Here is a 24641-nt window from a genome sequence, read left to right as displayed (position 1 = left end):
AATTCCCGAGGAGTATGAGCGAGGCCTGTGCGACAGAGTGTCGAAGACCGCTGCCCGTTCGCTCGGCAAACTGTTCATCAAGCATCTGTTCGGGTACTTCCGACGACGGGATCCTGCATACGTCACAACCACCCGAACTTGGGGCCGTGCGGAACATTTGTGCCTCAAACACCGATGAATGGCACCTGACCTCTCTCAAACTGAGTGCGCGCAAAGGGATTTGAACCCCCGACCGCTGGTTCATGGAACTGAACTCGGCACAGCAGCTGGTCAGAGCGCCTACTGCGCAGGCCGCTGTATATATAGTCCAAGCTCAATCCTCGCTCAGCAGTCGGTAGATCACGTAGACGCTGAACCAGATGCATGCGACGACGCACAGCCCGAAAAGCACGTCGAAAAAGATGACCATCAGGCGACCTCAGTTCTCCACATGGAGAACTACTCTAGCAGCTAGACTCTCCATATGGAGAAAGCGCGTACGCACCTACTCGATTCGGCTCTGCGACTCCTCGGCCAGGTCGGGTTCAGGAAATGGTCGATGCGCGGAGCCGAGGACGCGGCCGGCGTACCTCACGGAACCGCGCGCCACCACTTCAACAATCAGAACGGTCTGGTCGCGGCAATGGTCGAGCATCTCCTCGCGATCGACACGCCAGCAGAAGGCGAATCGGTACAGCAGCAGGTAGATCGCTGGCTGGGCACTGAAGCCGACTTCACGCGCGCCCGGTACGAACTGATGGTCGCGGCGTTTCACGACAGCGTCCTGGCGGACAAACTGACGCAGTCGCGCGATCGCCTTCTGTCAGTACTCGTGCACCGAGGCCACGATCCGAGCGCAGCGCACCATATGGGCGTAGCGCTTGATGGCCTAGTGCTCGACGCGCTGCTCCGGAGGTCACTGGACGCCGACTCCGGCAGCCTCCAAGCCCGCTTCGTCGATCCCGTTACCCCTTGCTAGGGCAAGTCGAGTTTCATTCGAGGATGCCGAAGAAGTCATAGTGACGCAAGGCCACCATCGCGACCTTCGGGGCGGGCTTTACCGTGATCTACACCGGAACCACGGCGCTGAAATTTTGTCGTCGTGCAGGTAAAGTGCGCGCAAAGGGATTTGAACCCCTGACCGCTGGTGTGTAAGACCAGAGCTCTACCGCTGAGCTATACGCGCCGGTGACACGCCGCGATTGGGGAACCGCGAGCAGAGTCAACACATGAATTTAGCGGTTGTCGGCCCGAGACCCAAAACGGCAGGTCAGCGCGCCGCGCAATAGGCCGAGAACGGCGCAATCGCATCCGGCGACCAACGCTGATCGGTCGATCAGTACATCGCTCCGGCGAAGATATGCGAGGCTAACGGCGTGAACAAGTTCTCGTTATGTGCCAGCGGGTTGCGGTTGGCGGTAGTAGGTGCACTGTGTGTCTCGGTCTTCGCGGTGGCCAGTCCCGCCCGCGCCGCGTCGCCGCTTGGCGACGACTTTATGTGGGGAGTCGCCGCATCGGGCTTCCAAAGTGAAGGCCACAGTCCCGACAGCAACTGGACGCGCTATATCCACGCGGGCAAGACCGAGCAGCCGATTGGCAACTCCGTCGACTTTCGACACCGCTACCGCTCCGATATCGCTCTGGCAAAAGACTTGGGCGTCAAGGTATATCGGGTCGGCATCGAGTGGGCGCGGGTGCAGCCGACACCGGGAAAATTCGACCCCGCCGCCTGGGCTTACTATGACGACGTGATCAATTCCATTGTCGCCGCGGGCATGCGGCCGATGATCACAATCGACCACTGGGTGTACCCGGGCTGGGTCGCCGGGCGGGGTGGTTGGAACAACGCCGCGATCACGGGGCAGTGGCTGCACTACGCACGAGCCGTCGTCGACCGCTATGCCGCCACGAATCCGCTGTGGATCACCATCAATGAGACTCTGATGTACGTCATCAATGAGGTGCGGCACGGCGGTCTGCCGGTCACCGCGACCGGCGCGATGATGGATCGTCTAGTCACGGTGCACCGCAACATCTTTGACTACATCCACGGCAAGCAGCCCGGTGCGAAGGTGAGTTCTAATGTCGCCTATATCCCGACGGCGGAATCGGCGATTGATACGACGTATCTGGATAGGATCGCCGACAAGCTCGACTTCGTCGGTATCGACTATTACTACTCGATCGCTCCCAGCGATCTGCGGGCCATCAACGCTGCCACCGGCAAGATGTGGGACGCGAGTATCGCAGCCGACGGCATCTACTACGCGCTGCGCCACTACGCGCGAAAACTCCCCGGTAAGCCGCTCTACGTCGTAGAAAGTGGGATGGCCACTGAGAACGGCAAACCCCGCGCCGACGGCTACCGGCGCGGCGATCATTTGGCCGACATCATCTACTGGGTGCAGCGCGCGCGAGCTGATGGAATCCCAGTAATGGGCTATAACTACTGGAGCCTCACCGACAACTACGAATGGGGTTCGTTCGCACCGCGTTTCGGTCTGTATACCGTCGACGCGCGCACTGATCCAAGCCTGCGACGTAAGCCAACCGACGCAGTCGCGGTGTACCGCAACATCATTAGCCGCGGCGGCGTCGGACGCGACTACCGGCCGACTCGCCCGGCCCAGGTGTGTTCCCTCGCCGATGCCCCGTCGAGCTGTGCGGAGCCGGTCCGATGACACCGACGAGCGTACCCATCAACGACGTGCGCGCCGCCTTGATCGAGCAGTGGGGCGTATTGCGCACGCTCGCAGGTCAATTCGACGACGAGCAGTGGTCGCGGCCGTCGGTGCTGCCAGGGTGGTCCGTCGGCGACATCATCGCGCATATCGTCGGCACAGAGTCGACGCTCGCTGGCCGCGCCGTCCCCGACATCGACGTCAGCGACGCCGCACATGTACACAATCCGATCGGCGAACTCAACGAACGCTGGCTTCGGCACCTCGCGTCATCCTCGCGGACACAGCTACTCGACGCCTATGACGAGATCGTCGCGGTGCGCACCGCGACGCTAAATGCTATGTCGCAGAGTGACTTCGACGTCGAGGCGCTTACTCCGGCGGGCCCCGACACCTATGGCCGCTTCATGCGGATCCGGATCTTCGACTGTTGGATTCACGACGTCGACCTGCGTGACAGCGTGCGGCTTGGACCGCCGACTCAACAGGCGCCCGCAACGTGGGCGATCGCGGAGGTTTTCGCGAGTCTGCCGTTCGTTATCGGTAAGCGGGCTGGTGCGGCACCGGGGACCAAAGTCCGCATCGACGTCACCGGTGCAGCGTCGGCGAGCGCCTATGTCGAGGTGGCACAGCGGGCACGTCTGGTCCCCGACTTCGGTTCTGCCACACCGGACCTCACGCTCATTGTCGACGCCGTTGAGCTGGCGCGACTGGTCGGTGGACGGCCCACGGCGAACCCGGCCGCGGTCGACGTCGTTGGCGATGCCGATCTGGCTGCCCGGATCACGCGCAGCCTGAACTACGTGATCTAAGACGACCGGTGGGGCCGGCGGTGGTCTCGATACACCCGACTCGGCTGGCCTCGTCGGGCACTCGACCAGCGGTGGATACACCCGACTCGGCTGGCGCCTCGTCGGGCACTCGGCCAGCGGTGGGCGGTGCGTGTAGTTGGTCGAGTGCGCTCGCCGAGCGCTAGCGAGACGCGCGTGTATCGAGACTAGGTGAGACGACGTCGAAATAGGTTGTACGGCCGTGGGCGGTGGTCTCGATACACTCGACCAGCGCAGGGCGCGGAATCCAGCTCTAGCGCAGCCTATTTCACGGTTGCGGTTGAGATAACCACCGGCGTGTTCGGACGGCCGTAGTTGTTACTCGCCTTGTCCGGAGTGTATCCACCGGCGGCGACCCGATCCAAGATGGCCAATGATGCTTCGTCGAGCGTGCCGATCGCCGAAAAGATCGGCGCGTTCTCCATCGGTTTCAGGATGAAAATCAGCTTGCCCGCGCTTGTGCCCTCCGAAGCAGTGGTCCGCTCGGTGGGGTCGGTATTGACGAGCGCGATTGTGCCGCGCGGATAGGTCACGGTAGCCCGACCTTTTGTATCGGTCTGACCGGTGGACGCGAAATTCTTCGGAAACTCGTCGATATTCGCCCAACCGGGACTGCCCGATTGCGTGCCGGTAGGGTCACCGCAGATCAACAGAATGCCTCCCGTTGATAGTCGGTGGCAGGTGGTGTTGTCGTAGTAGCCGTTCTTCACCAGAGACACGACCGCACCGGAATTGCAGGGTGCTTGGGCGCGATCCAATGTCAGGGTCAACGCACCCTGGGTAGTATCCATGTCTACGATCGTCGAGCCTGTATTAGGCTGCTGCGTAGGCGGTTTCGGCGACGTGGGGCCGTTGGCCTCCACTGTGCGATAGGTACAGGCGATCGTGCTGGCGCTCGGTGTCGACGACCCGGTCGTCGTAGGGTTTTCTGGCCCGTCGTCACCGCCGCTCGTCGCGACAATAATGCCGACGGTGCCCAGGACCACTACCAACAGCGCGATACTCGCGATGATGGCGATCTTCTTGGTCTTGGCGTTGCCAGCTGCAGGGGGAAGTCCTTGTGCGCCTGAGATGTTAGGCCCACCGGCGAAATACGTGGGCGGACCGGGCGGGCCATATCCCGACGTCCCAGGAGGCTGCGCGTGTGGTCCGGAGCCAGCGGCAACTCCTGAAGTGAATTGCGGCCCCGACGGTCCGGACGAAAATTGTGTCGACGGCGTTCCGTGTGTGCCCGACATCGGAGCGCCGGTCGGATACTGCGGACCAGATGGAACTTGCGGACCCGGAACTTGCGGTCCGGATGGAACCTGTGGACCCGACGGGACCTGCGGCGTCGTAGGCGCCTGGCCGCCGGGGAAAACGGGACGGATAGGAGCCGGGCCGGGCGGAGGTGACGATGTTGGCCAACTCGTTTGCCGTGGTGGCTGCGCGGGCTGCGGGCGTGGCGGGGTGACCACCGCATTCTGTTGTGCCAGAGGCATAGTGGCCAGTGCCCGCGAGATCGCCCGCGCGAACTCTTTGGTCGATCCGTAGCGCGACGTCGGATCCTTGCCCATGCCGTAGGCGATCACCGGATCCAGCGCGATGCCGATCGCCGGGGGCTGCTTGGTGAGATGCGCGGTGATGAGTGATTCGGTACTGCTGCCGATGAACGGCTGGCGGCCGGTCAGCGATTCGTAGAGGACGCACGCCAGCGAATAGGTGTCGGCGGCTGGACCGGCGGGTTCGTCGCCGAATCGTTCAGGTGCCATGTAGGCCAGCGAACCAAGCGCGGTTCCGGCCATGGTCATGCTTGTGTCACCGAGACCGTGCGCGATGCCGAAGTCTACGAGGTAGGCGAAGTCGTTCTCGTCGATGAGAATGTTGTCCGGCTTGACGTCACGGTGTACCAGGTTGTTTTTGTGCGCGGCATCGAGCGCATTGGCGATCTGCGTGACAATATTCGCGGCACGTGTGGGCGGAATCGGCCCCCGTTTCAAGATGCTGCGGAGATCTTGTCCCTCGACAAGCCGCATATCGATGAAAAGCAAACCGTCGATCTCGCCGAAGTCGTGGATCGGGATGATATGTGGCTCAGAGAGCCGGGCCGCGGTACGTGACTCGGTCATGAACCGAGTGCGGAATTCTTCGTTGTCCACCAGGTGCGGGGAGAGCAATTTGAGCGCGACGGTGCGGTCTTTAACTGTGTCGTAGGCCTGATAGACCTCGCCCATTCCGCCACGACCGATCAGCGCATCGATGCGGTAGGGACCAAGCGTGGTCCCAACTCTCGACGATTCTTCCGTCACCTGTTGCCCCCTGGCTCGTTGGCTGGGTTGACATAGCTATTCCAGTAAGAGCATACGAACTGCCTATGACCAGCAGACAACCGCATCTGCGGATAGTTGTGTCGCATCGGGTGAGTTTACTAGTTGACCTGGTGTTCGTCGTTTGGAAAACCGACCTCTCGGTCATATCGTATTTCGCCGCGGCCGAATTCGACGGCGCGCCTACCTGCCACAACCTGCGCCGGAAGTGGATCGGCAAGGAGGGTCCTCACCAGCTGGGACGACGCCTCGATCGGCGTGTCGCTGGCCGCGATGACAATATTGCCGGTCCGGCGCCCTTTGAGCATGCCGGCGTCGGCGACTAACGCGACGTGCGGAAATATTGCGGAGATCGTGCGGACTTCAGCCCGCGCCAGAGCTAGATCCCGACTGTCACCGCAATTCGCCAAGTACAGCCCGCCGCCGGCCAGGACGCGCCGGACCGACTCGGTGAACTCCACTGTCGTCAAATGCGCTGGCGCGCGGGGCGGTTCACCGCTGAATGCGTCACGAATCACGACGTCGCGTGACATCGCGGTGAGCGACTCGGTGACTTCGCGGCCGTCACCGACGCGGATACGCAATCGTGGTGCGCGCGGCAAATCGAACCAGTCGCGCACCAGCCTGGCGAGTTCGGCGTCGACCTCGACGGCAACTTGGCGTGCAGCTGGATATGCCTGCGCCAGGTAGCGCGGCAGGGCACACCCCGCGCCACCGAGATGTAAGACGCGCAATGTCGCATCGGACCGGGTGCGGTCGGCCAGCAACGCGGCCATGTATCGCATGTACTCGAAGTCGAGAGCGAGGGGATCGTCGGGGTCGATATGGGAACTATGCGCTCCGTTGATCGAGAGTAACCAGCCGTCGGTAAACCGATCCCGGACCAGTTCACAGCTGCCCGTGTCGATCGGGTAGACCCCCTCGACCGGGGCGGGAGCTGTTTTCGCCATGAGTACCACAGTCGCACAACGCCGTCGGCGGTGTGCGGCGGGTCAGCCTCGCTCCGGTTCCTCGTACGATGACCGGCGTGACGAGTCGACCAGGTAAGCGATCACGCGAAGTTGCCCTCGGTATCGCGATCGGCGTTCTGGCGGACCGAGTTTTCGGCGATCCGTCTCGGCTGCATCCGGTTGCCGGAATGGGCCAATTGGCAGGCGCGCTCGAAAAGCAGCTGTACCGTGACACCCGCGGGGCAGGTCTTGGCTTCGCCCTAACCTGCCTAACCGCTTCTGCGGCAACGGGGTTGGCGCTCCGGCGCGGCGGCGCGCTGGCAGTCGGGGTCGCGGTGTGGTCGACCCTCGGCGGCACGACACTCTGCAAAATTGGCGACCGGATGGCAGATGCCCTCGAACAGGGCGATATCGCGGCGGCGCGCGCTCTCGTCCCGAGCCTGTGCGGACGCGACCCCGCGGCGCTTGACGATGCCGGCATCTGCCGCGCCACCATCGAATCGGTTGCCGAGAACACCTCCGATGCCGCGGTAGGACCACTAGTCGCCGCCGCATTCGCCGGAGCACCGGGCGTGCTCGCATATCGAATGGTCAATACGCTCGACGCGATGGTCGGCTATCGCACACCGCGCTACGAGCGGTTCGGGTGGGCGAGCGCGAAACTCGACGACGCGGCGAACCTGATCCCAGCGCGGCTATCGGGACTGCTGGCGGCGGCATTGAGCGGCTCACCGGGCCGGGCGCTGCGTACATGGCGAGACGACGCCCACCATCACCCCAGTCCCAACGCCGGCGTCGTTGAAGCGGCGTTCGCCGGCGCGCTCGGCTTCTCACTCGGCGGAACAACCATCTACCCGACCCATGTCGAGGAACGACCTGTCTTAGGGGCAGGCGCGTACCCCACGGTTGATGATCTCCGTGCGGCGGTGGCCTTGTCCCGGCGCGTGCAATACGCGGCCGCTGCCCTGTCCGTTGGTGTCACTCTGTGTCGGATGGTTGACTGAACTTCGTTTCTCGCGCGCGCCGGGGCAGGTCATCGCTGGTTTTGTCGTGTTAGCCTTGGCCATCTGCCATTCGGTGGCCGCTGGCACCGCCTTTCAGTGGTGACTCTCCGATGGAGATTCCCGCTGGGCTGCGAGTCCAGGTCGCACATCAAGGAGACATAGACGGCTATGCGACAGGCACATACCGGACTCAGCGCGCGGCGCGTGCTGGTGACCCTATGCGTGGCGTTGCTCGCCGCTCTGATGGCCGCACCTGCCGCGCAGGCTGCGCCGGAGAAGTCGATCTCCGGCCAAGTCGGTCCGTCGATTGTGTTTATTCGGACAATCTATAAGGCCTTCGTCCAGGTGCCGCTGCGCAGTGGCACCGTCTGGACTCCGGAAATGTCGCTGACAACCACGTGTACCGGCTACGCCGTCGACACCAAGGGATCGATTGCCACCGCCGGGCATTGCGTCAACGGCAAAGACGACGAGATCTTGAATGCGTTTCGCGAGAAGACGATCGAAATGCTCGCGGACGAATTGAAATGGTCCGATGCCGAGGCCACGGCGAACTACAAAGCCGCGGTCGCGGCTAAATGGCCGGTGTCGGGATCGACCAGTGACTCGAGTTCGGGACCGTCTCGCGCGGTGTCGGTGCAGCAACCCTCGGGCTCCGGGCAGGTGCTTACCGATTGGATCACCGCCGAGGTCGTCGACTTTCAAACGTTCGACGACGGCGACAACGCAATACTGCGGATCGCCAACCAACCTCTTGTGCCACTGGCTATTTCGCCCAACGCGCCCGAACCGGGGCAGGCTATTACGGCCGTCGGTTTTCCCGGTGCGGTTCGCATCGTGACCGATACCTCGATCATTCCCCAGCCGTCGTATAAGACCGGCACGGTGTCGTCGCGTCAGGTCACCGGCAAGGGGGTCACCAAGACGGAGATCTCCGCGGGGATGGGGAAGGGAATGTCCGGCGGACCGACGGTCGACGCGAACGGCAATGTCGTCGGCACTAACTCATCGGTTGCGACGGACGAGACCGCCTCATTTGACTTCATTACCGATAACATCGCGTTGCGGTCTTACCTGGAATCGCATGGCGTCACGCTCGCGGCCCCGCATAGCGATGACTCCGAGTCGACCGCGCTCAATAAGTGGGTGTGGCTCGGTCCATCGATCGGTGTCGCGGCGCTAATTGTGTTGCTGCTGATCGCGATGTTGGTCCGCCGTTCGCGCAAACGTAAGGCGCGCAGTGGATTCGGCAACTTGGGGGGTCCGTACGGTTCGGGTTTCCCGGGCCCGCAACAGACTTTCACCGGTCAGGGTCAGCCGTTCGGGCAGCCAGGTGGACAGGGATCGCCCCCCGTATTCGGCCCGGGCGGTCCGGCCGCGGGCCCCGGCTTTGGTCAGCCTCAGCGTCAACAGTTCCCGCCGAATCCGCAACAGCCCAGGCCTGCCCAGCCCAGCCCGCAGCAGCCCCAGAGCCCGCAACAGCCGAATTGGCCCACTCCGCAACAGCCTCGGCCGTATCCGGGCCAGCAACAACCGCCTAACCAGAACCCCGGACAACCGGGGTATGGACAACAACGTCCCGGGCAATACCCGCCCGGACAGCCTGGTCCTGGACAACAAGGCCCAAATCCGTATCCGCCGAATCCATTTCAGTAGAACCGAGGGAGGGCGCGGACGCGGCTACCCGCCGTAACGCTTCGCCAGCTTGGTTTTGACGTCGTCGGTCGCATCGCTCGCGTCGGGTCCTGACCCGATCTGATGACGTTGCGATGCCGGCGCCGCGACAAAGCCGGCATCACGCATCTGATTGCTCGCCCGGGCGCTAATTCCCGTCGCTGCGCTCGCCCCGGTGCTATTTCCCGTCGCTGCGCTCGCCCCGATATCATTTCCTGTCGCTGCGCTCGCCCCGGCACCATCTGCCGCGACCGTCACGGATGCTGCCGCAGGCGCCGACGTCGAATTGCGCAGGGCGCGACGATGCTTCACCTCGGTATAGATGAAATAGATCGCACCCAGCGGCGCCATGATCCCGAATGCCAACCACTGCAACCCATATGACAGATATGGCCCCGAATCCAATTGGGGCAGTGTGATTTCGCCTAGCGAGCCCGGCTGATTGGCCGACAGCTGCAGATAGAAATCGTCGAAATGGTGCCCTACCTGCGTGCCTACGACGACGGGGTCAATCGTGTACACCGCTTTCGCGCCGTCGGCGATATGCGCTCCACGGCCCGGTGACGTGCCCTCGCTTTTGCGGATACGCGCATGAATAGTGGTGTCGTCAGTCGGCGCGGCCGGGACCTCGCCTACCGCTCGCCCCTGGTCGGGACGCACATAGCCACGGTCAACGAGAAATACGCGCCCATCGGTACTCATGAACGGGGTCAGAATTTCAGTTGCCGGCCGCTCCTGCGCCGATCGCAGTCGAACGATGACCTGTTGATCAGGAAGATACCGGCCGACGATGGACACCTCGCGCCATTCGGTATCGGGGTCAAATGCCGCTCCGGGAGCGGCGACGTCGTCGACCGGCACAACCGCGGTGTCGACCGCCGCGCGGATCAGATCGTTCCGCTTCTCGGTTGACGAGTTCTTGCCGAGCTGCCACGGTGCGAGAATCGAAAAGCACAGCGCCGCGAACGCCACGACAATCAACCCGAGCACGATCCAGCCGGGGCGAAAAAACGTTCGGAACACTCCTTAACGGTACCGAATGGCCAGGTGCGCGACCCTAGCCCGTCACGCTGGCGTCCAACTGCGCGTGAACCCAAGCCAACAGGCCGGGGATAGCTGCCTCGATCTGTTCACGAGTCGCGCCGAAATCGTCCTGGGTGCCGTAGTAGGGATCGGCGACCTCGGTCCGTCCGGGCTCGTCACCGATGGTTGGGGTGAAACTGTGTAACAGGCGAGCGCGGGGACCGAGCCGCTTACGTTCAAGATCCTTGAGGTGCCCGTGGTCCATTGCCACCAGGAGGTCGGCCTCGAAATGCTCCGGGGACAGTTGCGCCGCGACATGGACATCGGAATAGCCGTGTGCGAGCAATTCTGTTCGGGCGCGATTGTCGGCGGGTTCGCCCTCATGCCAGCCACCGGTGCCGGCGCTGGTCACCCGGACCCGCTCAGCGAGGCCGGCATCGGCCAGGGCCTTACGAAAAATGTTCTGTCCCATGGGCGACCGGCATATGTTTCCGGTGCACACAAAACAGACGTGCAATTGATCAGACACCAAGTACCTCACGCAACGTGTCGACAGAATCTACGGTCCAGGCAGCGTCATGGACCTCGTTCTCGGTAGCGTAACCCCAGGCGACGGCGATTGCCGGGATCCCGTATTTCGCGGCCCCTTCGACGTCGTGGATCCGATCTCCGATCATCACCACATTCGCCGTCCCGCCGGCCTCGTGTGTCACCGCGGACAGTCCCAATCCGGCAAGAGCATGCTCGACGACATCGGCTTTGCTCCGCCGAGTTCCATCTTCGCTGGCACCGGCGATGAAGCTGAACTTGTCGGCCAGGCCGAAATGTTCCAGGATGCGCCGCGCCAACACCTGATTCTTGCTGGTCGCGATGGCCATCGGACGACCACTCGAGGCCAGGTCGGTGAGCAGCTCGGCCATCCCCTCGAAGACGGCATTCTCGCGCCAGCCGATCCGGCCGTAGCGCTCTTTGTAGGCCGCGAGCGCCCGCTCGGTCGTCGTCTCATCGAGCCCGAGGGAGGCGAAGGTGTCGACCAACGGCGGTCCTACCACGGCCGATGCCACATCGCCTTCGATTGGTGCCATGCCGACCGCGGCGAGTGCGTGGTGAAAACTGGTCACGATACCTTCGACGCTGTCGGTCACGGTGCCGTCCAAGTCGAATAGCAGTGCTGCCGTCGGATCGGGATAGGTGACGATAGCTGCGGAGTTCACTTCTCCATGGTGCACCGTAAGGTTGGTCAGTATGAAATCGGCCCACACGCCTGCAGCGGATCTCTTCGAGCCGGGGCGGCATGGGGACGAGGACGCCGAGCCGGGACTTATCGACTTTTCGGTGAATGTGCGTGGTGGGCCGCCAGATTTTGTGCGCGCGGCGTTGACGGCCGAGATCGATTCGCTAGCCTCGTATCCATCGGCAGCGCAGGACCTGCGAGTACGGACCATTGTCGGGGCAGCACATGGGCGCGGGCCGGACGAGGTACTTCTTTTGGCCGGCGCAGCCGAGGGATTCGAACTTCTGACCCATCTGCGACCCAGCCACGCCGCGTTGATTGTGCCGTCGTTTACCGAGCCGGGGCGAGTTCTCTCCGCTGCTGCAATCACCACGAGCGAGGTGCGGTGTATCGCGCCCGATTGGCGCATCGACCCCGCGCTCGTCCCCGACGATGCCGACCTTGTCGTCCTTGGCAATCCAACGAACCCGACGTCGGTGTTGCATCCGCGCTCCGACGTCAATTCGCTACGCCGAGAAGGCCGCGTCGTGGTGGTCGACGAGGCGTTCGCCGACCTCACCTGCCGGCTTGACGAGGGCGGTGACGTGGTGATGGAGCCGGAATCAGTTGCGGCGCAAGGTGATGACGACATCATCGTGGTACGCAGTATTACCAAGACTTTCGGCCTGGCCGGGTTGCGTGCGGGCTATCTACTCGCGGCACCGACGATGATCTCGCGACTCACTAGAACGCGCCGGCATTGGGCACTCGGGTCCTTGGCGATCGCGGCGATCGGCGTGTGCCTCGATCAGTCCGGCCTCGACTTCGCCCGCGCTGAAGCGGTCAAAGTTTCGGCGCAGCGCGCCGCCATGTGCGCCCGGCTTGCCAAGGCGGGTATCGAGATCGTGGCCGAGCCGTCCGCTCCATTCGTGACCATTGCGATTCCAGGCGCGCTCGCCGTAAAGGAACGATTGCGGCACAAGGGGTTTGCCGTGCGTAGTTGCGCCAACTTCGTGGGATTGGGACCCGACTATATGCGGCTGGCCGTACGTCCCGAGGCCGACGTCGCGGCGCTGGTGGCGGCGTTGGGTGAAACTCTCGTCGAATAGCATTTCGATACCCTGTGAGCGCGAGCAGAAAGGACGCTATGACACCGGATTTCGGCCCGACGACGCTACGCGAAGTCATCGTGGTACTCGAACATGCCTATCCGCCGAGTCTGGCGGAATCCTGGGATTCGGTCGGTCTGGTCTGTGGCGACCCCGATGACGCCGTCGCCCGAGTACTGATTTGCGTCGATGTCACCGACGACGTGGTGACCGCGGCACTCGACGCCGGTACGCAACTGATCGTCGCGCACCATCCGCTGCTCCTTCGCGGTGTCGACACAGTCGCGACGTCGACGCCCAAGGGTTCGGTTATTCATCGACTCATCCGCGGCGGCTGTGCGCTGTACACCGCGCATACCAACGCCGACAGCGCCAACCCGGGCGTGTCGGACGCGCTTGCCGAAGCGCTCGGTCTCGTCGACCGAAAGCCGTTGCAGCCGTTGTCTTCCGAACCTCTGGACAAGTGGGTGGTGATGGTTCCTGAAACTGCTGCCGCACCAGTATCCGAGGCGTTGTTCGACGCTGGTGCAGGTGCGATAGGGGACTATCGGGCATGTTCGTGGACCGTGGCCGGTATCGGACAGTTTGAGCCGCAGCCCGGTGCCACGCCCCATATTGGCAGCATCGGTGTCCGGGAGACGGTGGCTGAACAGCGAGTCGAGATGGTCGCCGCCCGGGGTCGGCGCGCTGATCTGCTCGATGCGCTGCGCGCCTCGCATCCCTACGAGGAACCGGCCTTCGATGTTTTCGAGTCGGTGTCGCTGCCAGGAGACATCGGTCTGGGGCGGGTAGGCCAACTTCGCGCGGAGACCACCCTGGGAGAATTCGTTTCCCTTGTCGCACAACGTCTTCCATCTGGTGGTGCGGGAATACGGGGCGGGGGTGATCCGGATGCCCGGATACGTCGAGTCGCGGTATGCGGTGGAGCGGGTGATTCGCTGCTCGGACAGGCACGAGCTTCGGGCGCCGACGTCTACGTCACCGGCGACCTGCGCCATCACGTCGTCGATGAACACTTGCGCGCTGGCGGTCCGGCGCTGATCGACGCCGGGCATTGGGCAACGGAGTATCCATGGTGCGCCCAGGCGGCGCAGCTTATCGCCGACGGCGTCGATGTCGAGGTATCCGTCTACGAACTTCCCACCGACCCGTTCACCGTGTCCGCTGTCGGGCGGTAGACTCATCGAGTTCAGTATGCGGTGAGAACAGAATAGGGAGCGCAATGAAGGTTGAGGCGAATCGCCAGCGGGTAATGCTCGAGGTGGCAGACGTTGACGCACAGATCGCCCGTCTTACCCGTGAGCGCTCCCGACTCCCGGAGGATGGTGAGATCGCTGAACTCACCACTCGAATCGATGGTGCCCGCGACGACCTGGTTCGTGCCCAGATCGCCGCTGAAGATATCGACCGTGAGTATCGCCGCGTCGAGACCGAAGTCAACGGCATGAGCGCCCGCGAGAAGAAGGATTCCGAACTGTTGGAATCCGGTGGCCTGCCGCCAAAACAGTTGTCCGAGCTTCAGCATGAGGTTGGTGGACTACGTCGGCGGCGCGGCATGCTCGAAGATGATCTGCTCGAACTGATGGAGCGTCAGGAAGCCACCACCGCCGAACAGCAGCGCGCGTCGGCTACTGTGTCACAGCTCGAATCCGAGCGAGCCGACGTTGAGGTGCGCCGAGACGCAGCGCGAATCAAAGTCGACGAGAAGTTGTCCGATGCACGGGAGCGTCGCACCGCATTCGTCGATGAAGCACCGGAAGAGTTAGTGGCCATTTACGAGCGGCAGCGCGCCGCCGGGAAGGTCGGTGCCGGACTGTTGCGCCAACAGCGTTGCGGCGCTTGCCGAATGGAGCTCGACCGCGGGACGATGTCGTCTATCGCGAAGACCGACGCTGATGAAGTTTTGCGCTGCGAGGAATGTGGTGCGTTGTTGATCCGGACATCCGAGTCGGGTCTGCCTAAGTGAGCGCGGGAGCGTCGAGGGCCAACTGGCAAGGCCAGCGCGGTGCTCCCACGCGCCTTATCCTGTTGCGGCACGGGCAGACTGCCCTCTCCGTCGACCGGCGCTACTCGGGCCGGGGTAATCCGGAACTGACCGAACTGGGATCGCAACAGGCGGCCGCAGCGGCAAAGCGGTTGGGCACGTGGACTATTGACGCGGTCGTGAGTTCACCGTTGGAGCGCGCTCAGTCGACGGCGCGGGCGGTTGCGGTCGAACATGGTCTGCCGGTGATCCTCAGCGAGGGGATTATCGAGACAGATTTCGGTGATTGGGAGGGGCTGACGTTCGCCGAGGCTGCCGAACGGGACCCGCAGCTCCACCGAGAATGGTTGGGCAACACTGAGATTGCTCCGCCAAGCGGAGAGAGTTTCTATGCCGTCGAACAACGTGTGGTGGCGGCTCGCGAAGAGATCGTCGATACGCATCCGGGGCAGACGGTGCTCGTCGTCAGTCATGTCACGCCGATCAAGACGTTGTTGCGGGATGCCATGCGCGTCGGGCCGGAACTGCTCTATCACCTTCACCTCGACCTTGCGTCGCTGTCGATTGTCGAGTATTTCCCCGATGGCGGGTCGGTGGTGCGCTGCGTCAACGACACCGCACACCTTGGGTGATCGCGGCGAGTATCCTGGACGGGCGAACGAGTCGGCCGGGCGGCCGCGATGAGCGGAACGGCGCAGTGCGTACGCCGCTTGTCGAGGAAAGTCCGGACTCCACTGAGCAGGGTGGTTGTTAACGGCAACCCGGGGTAACCCGCGGGATTAGTGCCACAGAGAATAGACCGCCGCGCCTGGCGCGGTAAGGGTGAAACGGTGCGGTAAGAGCGCACCAGCGCCGCGGGTGACCGCAGCGGCTAGGTAAACCCCACCCGGAGCAAGGTCGAAGTTCGCACCCGGTTTCCGGTGTGCGGATGCGCGGGTGTTTGAGGGCTGCTCGCCCGAGCCCGCGGGTGGACCGCTCGAGGTACCCGGCAACGGTGTGCCCAGATGGATGGTCGCCCACGGTCATAACTGACCGGGACAAAATCCGGCTTACAGGCCGACTCGTTCGCCCACCCTCCGATGGTCAAGTGCCGTCGGCGAAGGTGTGCCGCTCCGGTGGTCGAGTGCCGCCGAGGCGCCAGCCGAGGTGGTGGACCCCTCCGATGGTCGAGTGCCGCCGAGGCGCCAGCCGAGGTGGTGGACCCCTCCGATGGTCGAGTGCCGCCGAGGCGCCAGCCGAGGTGGTGTATCGAGACCGCTGGTGGCGTTGGGTGTTTGGGTTGCGGGGTCTCGATACACCGGCGGGCTCGCAAGCTCGCGCGTCGGCACTCGACCAGCAGGTGGAATACACCGGCGGGCTCGCAAGCTCGCGCGTCGGCACTCGACCAGCAGGTGGAATACACCGGCGGGCTCGCAAGCTCGCGCGTCGGCACTCGACCAGCAGGTGGAATACCCGACGACTGAGCCGAAGTCGCCCCCGTAGGGTGGTGGTCGTGCAACGTAGAGTCTCGGCTCCCGACATCGACTTCGACGCCATCCGTGCTGAGTTGGGCATCAGTGAGGATTACGGTTCGCAGGCTCAGAACGAAGCGGAACATATCGCCGATGCCCACGCCGACGACCGCGAAGACCACACCGGTTTACCGTTCGTGACGATCGACCCGCCCGATTCGATGGATCTTGATCAGGCGATACATCTGGCCGCCGACGCCGACGGGTACGTCGTCAACTACGCGATCGCCGATGTCGGCGCTCTGGTGGTGCCCGAAGGAGCGCTGGATCAGGAGAGCAGGCGTAGGGGTACAACGTTCTATTTTCCCGACGGCTCGGTTCCCCTGCATCCGCGTGTTCTATCCGAGGGCGCGGGGTCGCTGCTTCCCGAGCAGATTCGGCCCGCTGTCCTGTGGACGATCCGCGTGGCCCATGACGGCGCTGTTGGTGATGTGGCGGTGCGTCGTGCGTTGGTTCGTTCAGTCGCGAAGTTGAACTATGCCGGTGTCAGCGCAGACGCGGCGTCGAACCGTCTGCACCCGTCGATCGCCGCCCTGCCCGAGTTCGGTGAGATGCGCCGACGGTTCGGTCAAGAGCGCGGCGCGATCGACCTCGACCTACCCGAGCAGGAAGTAGTACGGGACCCGACGTCGGGCGCGTGGGCGCTGCGGCTGGCGCCCCGCTATGACTCGGACCTGTGGAACGCGCAACTATCGCTGCTGACCGGTATGTGCGCGGGCACGATCATGCGCGATGCCGGTATCGGACTACTTCGGACCGTCCCACCCGCACGCGACGACGCGGTCGCCAAGGTGCGTGCGCTTGCGGTCGCACTCGGGTTGGACTGGCCGCATGACCAGCCCGCGGGCAAGTTCTTGGCGAGTCTGCCGACCCAGCAGCCGACTACGTTGGCGATGATGGCCGGCGCGAGCGGTTTGTTGCGCGGCTCGGATTACCTTGCGCTGCCGGCTGATTCACCGCCCACGTCGACCGAGCATGCCGGCGTCGGGGGCGCTTACGCACACGTGACGGCTCCGTTGCGTCGCCTGGGGGACCGCTTTGCCACCGAAGTATGTCTGTCGGTGAAGGCTAACGAGGTGATTCCAGAATGGGTACGTACGGCGCTGCCGACCTTGCCTAAGCTGTTGCGTTCGGCCGACGCGTTAGGGTCGAAGGCCGACCGGCTTTCCATCGATTTGGCCGAGTCGGTCGTGCTCGCCGACGAGGTAGGTAGCGAGTTCGACGCCGTCGTGACCCATGCGCCCACCGAACAGCGGTCCGCCCAGATATTTTTGGCCGACCGTGCGGTTATCGCGTCGTGTACCGGTGATCTTGCTCCGGCACAACAACTTCGGGTGAGACTCGTGCTTGCCGATCCGTCGGCGCGGAAGGTCGAATTCGAGCCGGTCTAGGAACACCGACGTTATAGGTCGCTCGCTGCTTTCCAATACTGTTGCAGCGCACGCTCTCCGTTGGCTTGTTCGCGCGCGTCGATGCGGCCGAGCGTGAACATGTCCGTTCCGCTCAGTTGAGCGTCGGCCGCGATACGTGCCAGCCGCGCTCGATTGATCCGCGAGTCGTTATAGTCGCCCAGCGCGGCCTGGACTTTCTTCGCCGCTCGTGCGGTGGTCTGGAATTCCTTGCGGCCCAATGGTTCCGCGGCTTCTGCGGTATATCGCAGCTTCTTGGCGCGCTTGCGGATGGTGTGCAGATGCTCCTCCCATTCGTGTGACCGTTCGGGGAGTCGCGATAACTCGTCTTGTTCGTCGCGAATCTTCTTGCGCACCTTGCGTAAAGCGCCTTCGACGACCTTGCGAGCGGACGCGTCCGCATTGACACCTTCCGGCGGTGATGCGATTAGTTGGTCCACAGAATCGAGAAGCGCGAAATACCGGCTGGAGTTCATCGCCGAGTGTGCGACGGCCAACGCTTTGTCGTGGGCCTCATTCTCGGCATCAACGAGCGCTGCTCGCAATTGATCCGATGCCTCCTCGCCCGAAAGCAGTTCGGCCGCCAGCGCCAGTTGCACCTCCGAATCGCGCGCGGTACCCAATATCTGTGCGAGCAAACGCAATTCGTTGTTCACGTGCGCGGTGCCCAGCTCGTCGAGAACGGTAGGGAAACTCGACAACACGCTGCGCAGTTTCCGGGTAGCCACGCGCATCTGATGCACAGCGTCATAGGCGTCGATGCGAACAAGCGGATCCATCGCGACCAGAGCGTTGCGGTGAACCGCGATGTCGGTGATCACCAATTCCAGTGCGGTGGGGTTCTTTCCGAGATGCGGTTGCCCGACGAACGGCGTTGAGCCGATAGCGCGCGCCAGTTTTGATTGGCTCGATGACACCTGCGCGCCGGCGTCGAGAAGAAGCTTGCGTGCCTGCTTGAGCAACTTCTTGTCGGATTTGGCATTGCCGGTGCCGTCCACGAGTTCGAATTCCCATTCGGACCACGTTTGCGACTGACCGTCGGGGAGAAGCGACTGGGCGGTAACCAGGTCGTCACAGAACACCGCGATGATGTGGCCAGTGTCGTCGACCAATTCGATTGCGGTGCGCGACGTCGAGATCGCGGCGACCGGGATCAGGCGTCGCCGACGCGTGATGGCCAGAACTGGGCGAAGGAGTTCATCGGGGGCGTCGCCCTCCATTGGAGCTTCGTCGAAGCTGACCTGAATTTCGCGTCGGGTATTGACCGAACCGAAGTTAGTCAGTGCGGGCTGTTTCAAGTGCCAGCCCTCGTCATCGCCGCCGACCCTGCGCCGCAACGTCATTCGATTGCTGGCCAGGTCGAGGCTTTCGGTGTCGAAGTAGGTCGCGTAGAGGGCTACCGTGTCGGGGGTGCGTAATTCTGTGACGCCGTCGATGCCGGCGAAATCGGGTGCCGGGTGATTCGCCGAAACATCGAACTTCAACTCAATCTCGACTTGCTCGGTTGCGGCCACAGATAACCTCACCCTTCTCCCGTTCTCGCCGATCGGGATTGTCGCCGGCACGCGGCCGGAGGTAGTACGCGTGTACGCAGTCTAGTCCGCGACGACGTCGAATCCGGCGGCAAACACGTCGGTGGCTTCGATTAGCCGACTGCGAATGCCCGGCTCAAAAGACGCGTGTCCGGCGTCGGGGACGATGTGCAATTGCGGTCGCGGCTGACCATCGACGCAGGCAGCGGTCCACGCGCGATGGAGATCCCACGCGTTGGCCACCGGGCACACGACGTCGTAGCGGCCATGTACGATCACCGCCGGGATATGTGCGATCCGCGAAATGTTCTCTAGCAGTTGGGCTTCGCGTAAGAAGCCGTTGTTGACGAAGTAGTGGTTTTCGATCGAGGCGAATGCAAGGTCGAAACGCGGATCGTCGGGTTCGGGACTATGTTCGGGCACAAGGGATTTGGGGATCAAATAGCTGGTGGCCTGCTCCCAACCGGTCCAGGCGCGAGCGGCCGCCATCGCGACGTCGCGGTCGTCGGAAGTCAGCAGCCGGTGGTATGCGTCGACCAGGTCACCGTCAAGGTCGTCGTCGGGGATCGGCGCGAGATAGTCCTCCCATTCGTCCGGGTACAAATGTGCGGCGCCGCCGTTGTAATACCAGTCGATCTCGTCGCGGCGCAGCAGGAAGATGCCGCGTAAGACAAGTTCGGTGACGCGGTCGGGATGTGCTTGGGCGTAGGCCAATCCCAGCGTCGAGCCCCACGAGCCGCCGAATACCAGCCACCGGTCGACCCCAAGGAAGTCGCGTAGCGCCTCCATGTCGGCGATCAGATGATCGGTTGTGTTGACCGATAAATCAGCGCCGTCTTGAATATGCGGACGGGATTGACCGCAGCCGCGCTGATCGAACAAGATGATCCGATACCGCTCGGGATCGAAGAAGCGCCGCTGCTCGGCGTTGGTCCCGCCACCTGGGCCGCCGTGGACGAAAACCGCGGGCTTTCCGTCGGGATTGCCGGAGCATTCCCAATAGATCAGTTGACCCTCACCGACATTGAGGTGCCCTGAGTTGTATGGTTCGATCGCTGGATATAGGTCACGCACACTGGTCACGGTAGCGGACTCGGTCGAACCGTTGGCTCGTGCTGCGCCTTAGCCTCAACTGACTGCTCGACAGCGGTGAACGAATGACATCGGTCGGTACGACCCGGGTTCCGCGGAGCGGAGCCTGATCAGTAGCTGTGCTCTGGAGCGGGAAATACGCCACGTCGCACTTCGTCGGCGTATTGCGTTGCGGCATTCCGTAATTCGCCACCGACATCGCCGAAGCGCTTGACGAACTTGGCAGTCTTTCCGTGGGTGAGACCAGCCATGTCCTGCCAGACCAATACTTGGGCGTCGGTCTCGTGACCGGCACCGATGCCGATGGTCGGGATGGTCAACTTGCGGGTGATCTGTCCGGCGATATCGGCGGGCACCATTTCCATGACAACCGAGAATGCGCCAGCTTCCTGCACGGCGATAGCGTCGTTGACGAGCTGATCAGCCGCGTCGCCGCGCCCTTGGACGCGGAATCCGCCAAGGCCGTTGACGCTTTGCGGCGTGAATCCGAGGTGGGCCATCACCGGGATACCCGCGGCGGAGAGCGTGGCGATCTGATCGGCGACGCGTTCGCCGCCTTCGAGTTTCACCGCATGTGCGCCGCCCTCTTTGAAGAAGCGAACGGCGGTTTCGAGTGCTTGCTGAGGACCGGATTCGTAGGTGCCGAACGGAAGGTCGGCAACGACGAGAGCATGAGGTGCGCCGCGAACCACTGCGCGGACGAGCGGAATCAGTTCATCGACACTGACCGGAATAGTGGTGTCGTAGCCGTAAACGACATTGGCCGCTGAGTCGCCGACCAGCAAAACCGGGATCTCGGCCTCGTCGAAGATTGCTGCCGACGAATAGTCATAAGCGGTGAGCATCGCCCATTTCTCACCTTCAGATTTCATCTGAGCCAGGTGGTGAATGCGCGTGACGCGGCGGGGCTTGGCGGGGGCGTCGGGTTTCGCGCCGTAGACATTGGTCTCGGCAGTTTCGGATACAGGGGTTTCCGACATGATTGTCTCTTTTCATTCCTCGAGTCCTGTGGGACAGGTACCCGGGCTGGGGCTGGACACCAAGTATTCTGCCCCTGCACACGGCGCGCGTGAATGCTCCTGACGTGTGCATTTGGTCACATCTGGTGTGGGTTGGGGCCGACTCATCGCCCACTACCTTTGGTCGGTCTGGGAGCGTCGTCTTACGGCGTCTCGATACACTGCGCCTCGCAGGCTCGTCGCGGCACTCGACGATCGGAGGTGGGGGCTTGGTGGTCCGAGTACCGGCGAGCCCCGCGAGTCGGTGTATCGAGACCCGTAACCCACGCGACTCACGCGGCCAACGTCCCAAATGGTGGGATTCGCTGGCCAAACGCGCAGGGTATTGCGATCGACTCGTCGTTGTAACATGGATTTAACAGGTGGCTCCTATGGTCAGCGATCATGGATCGCCAAAAGGAATTCGTGCTCCGGACTCTCGAAGAGCGCGACATCCGATTCGTCAGACTTTGGTTCACCGACGTTCTTGGTTACCTGAAATCGGTGGCGATCGCGCCAGCCGAACTTGAAGGTGCGTTCAGCGAGGGGATTGGATTCGACGGCTCGGCGATCGAAGGATTCTCCCGTGTCTCCGAAGCTGACACGGTTGCAAAACCCGATCCGTCGACATTTCAGGTGTTGCCGTGGAAGACCTCCGACGGACGTCACCACTCGGCTCGCATGTTCTGCGACATCGCGATGCCCGATGGCACGCCGAGCTGGGCCGACTCGCGCCATGTATTGCGCCGTCAGCTGAATAAAGCCGCTGACCAGGGATTTAGCTGCTACGTGCATCCCGAGATCGAGTTCTTCCTATTGAAGGACGCGCCACTCGACGGCACCGTCCCGACGCCGGCCGATTCTGGCGGTTACTTCGACCAGTCGGTGCACGACTCCGCGCCCAATTTCCGCCGGCACGCCATCGATGCCTTGGAGTCGATGGGTATCTCCGTCGAATTCAGCCATCACGAAGGCGCGCCCGGCCAGCAGGAGATAGATCTGCGCTACGCCGATGCACTCTCGATGGCCGACAACGTCATGACCTTCCGCTATGTCGTCAAACAGGTCGCGATTGGCGAGGGCGTCTGGGCGACCTTCATGCCCAAGCCGTTCAGCGAACACCCCGGTTCGGCGATGCATACACACCTGAGCTTGTTCGAGGGTGACACCAATGCCTTCCACAACCCCGACGACCCGATGCAACTGTCGGCCACTGGAAAGAAATTCATCGCCGGCATCCTGCATCACGCGAGCGAAATCAGTGCGGTCACCAATCAGTGGGTCAATAGCTACAAGCGCCTGATTCACGGCGGCGAGGCGCCGACGGCGGCTACCTGGGGCGGCGCTAACCGCTCGGCACTTATCCGGCTGCCGCTCTACACCCCAAATAAGGCGTCGTCGCGTCGTATCGAGGTACGCAGCCCCGACTCGGCGTGCAACCCGTACCTGACTTTCGCGGTGATGCTGGCCGCCGGGCTCAAGGGCATCACCGACGACTACGAACTGCCAGACGAGGCAGAGGACGATGTCTGGGCGCTCACCCCGGCCGAGCGTCGGGCGATGGGCTATCGGGAATTGCCGGGCAGCCTCGCCGAGGCGCTGCGTGAAATGGAAAATTCCGAACTCGTCGCCGAAGCGTTGGGCGAGCATGTCTTCGACTACTTCCTGCGTAACAAGTGGGCGGAGTGGACAAACTACCGGAGCCTGGTGACCCCATTCGAGCTGAAGAGTTACCTGCCGCTGTAGTTCTGACGATCACCGTGCGCTAGTCCGTTTTGGGTGCCCCGAAGGTTGGTCGGATACCCAACACGGTAAGAATGCTGTTGTGATCGCGTCCACCGTTCTGTCACGTGCCCACCTGCGTCGGAGCAGGTGGTGAGGCCACGCTCGGGCGTGCCGAGTGCGGGCCGCCTCGGCCTCCTCGATGTCGCCGCTCGGGAGAATCTCGATGCCCTCGGATGGACCGGCGAAGCATCGATTGATCTGCTCTGGTCGCTCTCGCGTGCACCCGATGCCGACCTTGCGCTGCGGGCGCTGGTGCGGTTGCAGTCCGCGGTAGGAGAAGCCTGGCGCGAGATCGATACGTTGCTGCGGTCCAACAAACATTTTCGCGGTCGGTTGTTCGCGGTCCTCGGCGCCTCAGATGCGCTCGGTGATCACCTCGTCGCCGAACCGACTACCTGGCGCCTCCTACTCGACGACGTGCTGCCGGACGTGGATGAGGCGTTCGCGTCGATGCTGGAATCGGTTGGCGCCGAACCGGAACCGGAGTCCACGCAAACAGGGGACCTGCTGTACCGGGCTCGGGAGACCGGCCCCGGCGCGGTTGGTAAGTTGCGCCTGGCCTATCGGAACCTGGTGCTGCAGTTGGCCGCTCACGATCTCGCGGCGACCGTCGAAGACGAGCCAGTGCTTCGGCTGCACGAGGTTGGCGCCTACTTGGCCGACCTTGCCGACGCCGCGTTGACCGCCGCGCTAGCAGTCGCCATCGCGACGGTCTGCGGCGATGATCCGTTGACTACCCGTCTCGCGGTCATCGCGATGGGCAAATGTGGTGCGCGCGAACTCAATTACGTATCCGACGTCGACGTGGTGTTCGTGGCCGAGCCGGCCGACAGCACGTCGTCGCGTATCGCTGGCGAGATGATGCGGATCGGTTCACTGGCGTTCTTCGAAGTCGATGCGGCACTACGCCCGGAGGGCAAAGCCGGTGCGTTGACTCGCACCTTGGAGTCGCATATCGCCTATTACAAGCGCTGGGCCAAGACCTGGGAGTTCCAAGCGCTGCTCAAGGCGCGGCCGATGACCGGCGACCTCGCGCTGGCGCGGGACTACATCGATGCCGTCAACCCGATGGTGTGGACCGCTGCCGAGCGCGATGACTTCGTCCCCGAGGTACAGGCAATGCGCCGTCGAGTGGAATCCCTTGTGCCAGACAGTCTTAAAGAGCGCAACCTCAAACTGGGCAGCGGTGGGCTGCGTGACGTCGAGTTCGCGGTACAGCTACTGCAGATGGTGCATGGACGAGTCGATGAGTCGTTGCGAGTATTGCCGACGGTTGATGCCTTGGCGGCGTTGACCGTGGGTGGATACGTTGGCCGTGATGACGGCGCGAACCTGTCGGCGTCGTACCAATTCTTACGCTTGCTCGAACATCGACTGCAGTTGCAGCGTATGTCGCGGACCCATCTGCTGCCGGCCTTCGACGACGAGGTCGGGATGCGGTGGCTCGCGCGCGCCGCGCATATCCGGCTCGACGGCGACCTGGACGCGCAGGGTGCCCTGCTTTCGGAGATCCGACGTCACGCTCTTCGGGTACGGCGCCTACACGAGAAGCTGTTCTACC

Annotated in this window: 20 protein-coding genes, 1 tRNA gene and 1 other RNA gene; 13 read left to right on the top strand and 9 right to left on the bottom strand. The window is 63.1% G+C overall.

Annotation, left to right across the window (positions count from 1 at the left end; all coding sequences use genetic code 11):
* Positions 1-463 precede the first annotated feature (463 nt).
* Positions 464-958, top strand: coding sequence for a TetR/AcrR family transcriptional regulator (locus GOEFS_RS13910; protein WP_083837336.1), 495 nt, complete (start codon positions 464-466; stop codon positions 956-958).
* Positions 959-1093: 135 nt separating this feature from the next.
* Here the strand turns inward: GOEFS_RS13910 and GOEFS_RS13905 are convergent.
* Positions 1094-1165: transfer RNA gene (locus tag GOEFS_RS13905), tRNA-Val, on the bottom strand.
* A gap of 190 nt (positions 1166-1355) precedes the next feature.
* On the opposite strand from GOEFS_RS13905, the gene GOEFS_RS13900 reads away from it, so the two are divergent.
* Positions 1356-2660, top strand: coding sequence for a family 1 glycosylhydrolase (locus GOEFS_RS13900; protein ID WP_373278210.1), 1305 nt, complete (start codon positions 1356-1358; stop codon positions 2658-2660).
* Positions 2657-3472 carry a maleylpyruvate isomerase family mycothiol-dependent enzyme gene (locus tag GOEFS_RS13895; RefSeq protein WP_007318561.1) on the top strand — a complete coding sequence of 272 codons (816 nt, stop codon included), beginning with the start codon at positions 2657-2659 and terminating at the stop codon, positions 3470-3472. The genes GOEFS_RS13900 and GOEFS_RS13895 overlap by 4 nt, the downstream gene beginning before the upstream one ends.
* Before the next feature lie 281 nt (positions 3473-3753).
* On the opposite strand, the gene GOEFS_RS13890 is transcribed toward GOEFS_RS13895, so the two are convergent.
* Together GOEFS_RS13890 and GOEFS_RS13885 are read right to left on the bottom strand one after the other, a co-directional pair.
* Positions 3754-5778 carry a protein kinase domain-containing protein gene (locus GOEFS_RS13890; protein WP_007318560.1) on the bottom strand — a complete coding sequence of 675 codons (2025 nt, stop codon included), beginning with the start codon at positions 5776-5778 and terminating at the stop codon, positions 3754-3756.
* 119 nt (positions 5779-5897) lie between these two features.
* Positions 5898-6746, bottom strand: a complete 849-nt coding sequence (locus GOEFS_RS13885) for a spermidine synthase (RefSeq protein WP_040525156.1) — start codon at positions 6744-6746, stop codon at positions 5898-5900.
* 68 nt (positions 6747-6814) lie between these two features.
* On the opposite strand from GOEFS_RS13885, the gene GOEFS_RS13880 reads away from it, so the two are divergent.
* Both GOEFS_RS13880 and GOEFS_RS22525 read left to right on the top strand, forming a co-directional pair.
* Positions 6815-7750, top strand: coding sequence for a cobalamin biosynthesis protein (locus GOEFS_RS13880; protein WP_040525155.1), 936 nt, complete (start codon positions 6815-6817; stop codon positions 7748-7750).
* A gap of 168 nt (positions 7751-7918) precedes the next feature.
* Positions 7919-9406, top strand: coding sequence for a S1 family peptidase (locus GOEFS_RS22525; protein ID WP_007318557.1), 1488 nt, complete (start codon positions 7919-7921; stop codon positions 9404-9406).
* Between the two features lie 24 nt (positions 9407-9430).
* Here the strand turns inward: GOEFS_RS22525 and GOEFS_RS13870 are convergent, their stop codons facing one another.
* The 3 genes from GOEFS_RS13870 to GOEFS_RS13860 are packed head-to-tail and all read right to left on the bottom strand — an operon-like array spanning position 9431 to position 11661.
* Positions 9431-10447: an SURF1 family cytochrome oxidase biogenesis protein gene (locus GOEFS_RS13870; protein WP_007318556.1), complete on the bottom strand. Its 1017-nt coding sequence runs from the start codon at positions 10445-10447 to the stop codon at positions 9431-9433.
* A gap of 34 nt (positions 10448-10481) precedes the next feature.
* Complete coding sequence (locus GOEFS_RS13865) at positions 10482-10976, bottom strand: low molecular weight protein-tyrosine-phosphatase (RefSeq protein WP_040525154.1); 495 nt, start codon at positions 10974-10976, stop codon at positions 10482-10484.
* Positions 10969-11661 carry an HAD hydrolase-like protein gene (locus GOEFS_RS13860; RefSeq protein ID WP_040525167.1) on the bottom strand — a complete coding sequence of 231 codons (693 nt, stop codon included), beginning with the start codon at positions 11659-11661 and terminating at the stop codon, positions 10969-10971. The genes GOEFS_RS13865 and GOEFS_RS13860 overlap by 8 nt, the downstream gene beginning before the upstream one ends.
* A gap of 31 nt (positions 11662-11692) precedes the next feature.
* Here GOEFS_RS13860 and cobC point away from each other — a divergent pair, with 31 nt between their 5' ends.
* The 6 genes from cobC to GOEFS_RS13835 all read left to right on the top strand — a co-directional run bounded on the left by cobC (position 11693) and on the right by GOEFS_RS13835 (position 17655).
* The gene (gene cobC, locus GOEFS_RS13855) at positions 11693-12769 is read left to right on the top strand and encodes an Rv2231c family histidinol phosphate aminotransferase CobC (protein WP_007318553.1); all 1077 of its coding nucleotides are present in this window, start codon (positions 11693-11695) and stop codon (positions 12767-12769) included.
* Between the two features lie 38 nt (positions 12770-12807).
* Positions 12808-13947 carry a Nif3-like dinuclear metal center hexameric protein gene (locus GOEFS_RS13850; protein WP_007318552.1) on the top strand — a complete coding sequence of 380 codons (1140 nt, stop codon included), beginning with the start codon at positions 12808-12810 and terminating at the stop codon, positions 13945-13947.
* Between the two features lie 44 nt (positions 13948-13991).
* Positions 13992-14735 carry a zinc ribbon domain-containing protein gene (locus GOEFS_RS13845; protein WP_007318551.1) on the top strand — a complete coding sequence of 248 codons (744 nt, stop codon included), beginning with the start codon at positions 13992-13994 and terminating at the stop codon, positions 14733-14735.
* A complete protein-coding gene (locus GOEFS_RS13840) occupies positions 14732-15385 on the top strand; it encodes a histidine phosphatase family protein (RefSeq protein ID WP_007318550.1) in 654 nt (217 codons plus the stop codon). The genes GOEFS_RS13845 and GOEFS_RS13840 overlap by 4 nt, the downstream gene beginning before the upstream one ends.
* Positions 15386-15412: 27 nt before the next feature.
* Positions 15413-15821, top strand: an RNA gene (gene rnpB / locus GOEFS_RS22535) — RNase P RNA component class A.
* A 424-nt stretch (positions 15822-16245) separates the two neighbouring features.
* Complete coding sequence (locus tag GOEFS_RS13835) at positions 16246-17655, top strand: RNB domain-containing ribonuclease (RefSeq protein WP_007318549.1); 1410 nt, start codon at positions 16246-16248, stop codon at positions 17653-17655.
* Positions 17656-17666: 11 nt separating this feature from the next.
* On the opposite strand, the gene GOEFS_RS13830 is transcribed toward GOEFS_RS13835, so the two are convergent.
* The 3 genes from GOEFS_RS13830 to panB form a co-directional block, all read right to left on the bottom strand.
* The gene (locus GOEFS_RS13830) at positions 17667-19187 is read right to left on the bottom strand and encodes a CYTH and CHAD domain-containing protein (RefSeq protein ID WP_007318548.1); all 1521 of its coding nucleotides are present in this window, start codon (positions 19185-19187) and stop codon (positions 17667-17669) included.
* A gap of 81 nt (positions 19188-19268) precedes the next feature.
* The gene (gene pip / locus GOEFS_RS13825) at positions 19269-20279 is read right to left on the bottom strand and encodes a prolyl aminopeptidase (protein WP_040525166.1); all 1011 of its coding nucleotides are present in this window, start codon (positions 20277-20279) and stop codon (positions 19269-19271) included.
* A gap of 128 nt (positions 20280-20407) precedes the next feature.
* Positions 20408-21277 carry a 3-methyl-2-oxobutanoate hydroxymethyltransferase gene (panB, locus tag GOEFS_RS13820; RefSeq protein WP_007318546.1) on the bottom strand — a complete coding sequence of 290 codons (870 nt, stop codon included), beginning with the start codon at positions 21275-21277 and terminating at the stop codon, positions 20408-20410.
* A 423-nt stretch (positions 21278-21700) separates the two neighbouring features.
* Here panB and glnA point away from each other — a divergent pair, with 423 nt between their 5' ends.
* Both glnA and GOEFS_RS13810 read left to right on the top strand, forming a co-directional pair.
* Positions 21701-23041: a type I glutamate--ammonia ligase gene (gene glnA, locus GOEFS_RS13815; protein ID WP_007318545.1), complete on the top strand. Its 1341-nt coding sequence runs from the start codon at positions 21701-21703 to the stop codon at positions 23039-23041.
* Between the two features lie 129 nt (positions 23042-23170).
* Positions 23171-24641, top strand: a 1471-nt coding sequence (locus tag GOEFS_RS13810) for a bifunctional [glutamine synthetase] adenylyltransferase/[glutamine synthetase]-adenylyl-L-tyrosine phosphorylase (RefSeq protein WP_245549852.1), incomplete at its 3' end; no start/stop codon positions are given.

Source organism: Gordonia effusa NBRC 100432 (assembly GCF_000241305.1).
In the GTDB taxonomy this organism is placed as follows: Bacteria; Actinomycetota; Actinomycetes; order Mycobacteriales; family Mycobacteriaceae; genus Gordonia; species Gordonia effusa.
The sequence above is the reverse complement of the archived record's forward strand: the minus strand, read 5'-3'. Positions and strand labels throughout refer to the sequence as shown.

Coding starts and splice junctions, on each gene's coding strand:
- GOEFS_RS13910 (WP_083837336.1), top strand. CDS start 464: ATGGAGAAAGCGCGTACGCACCTACTCGATTCGGCTCTGCGACTCCTC.
- GOEFS_RS13895 (WP_007318561.1), top strand. CDS start 2,657: ATGACACCGACGAGCGTACCCATCAACGACGTGCGCGCCGCCTTGATC.
- GOEFS_RS13885 (WP_040525156.1), bottom strand. CDS start 6,746: ATGGCGAAAACAGCTCCCGCCCCGGTCGAGGGGGTCTACCCGATCGAC.
- GOEFS_RS13880 (WP_040525155.1), top strand. CDS start 6,815: ATGACCGGCGTGACGAGTCGACCAGGTAAGCGATCACGCGAAGTTGCC.
- GOEFS_RS22525 (WP_007318557.1), top strand. CDS start 7,919: ATGCGACAGGCACATACCGGACTCAGCGCGCGGCGCGTGCTGGTGACC.
- cobC (WP_007318553.1), top strand. CDS start 11,693: ATGAAATCGGCCCACACGCCTGCAGCGGATCTCTTCGAGCCGGGGCGG.
- GOEFS_RS13850 (WP_007318552.1), top strand. CDS start 12,808: ATGACACCGGATTTCGGCCCGACGACGCTACGCGAAGTCATCGTGGTA.
- GOEFS_RS13845 (WP_007318551.1), top strand. CDS start 13,992: ATGAAGGTTGAGGCGAATCGCCAGCGGGTAATGCTCGAGGTGGCAGAC.
- panB (WP_007318546.1), bottom strand. CDS start 21,277: ATGTCGGAAACCCCTGTATCCGAAACTGCCGAGACCAATGTCTACGGC.
- glnA (WP_007318545.1), top strand. CDS start 21,701: ATGGATCGCCAAAAGGAATTCGTGCTCCGGACTCTCGAAGAGCGCGAC.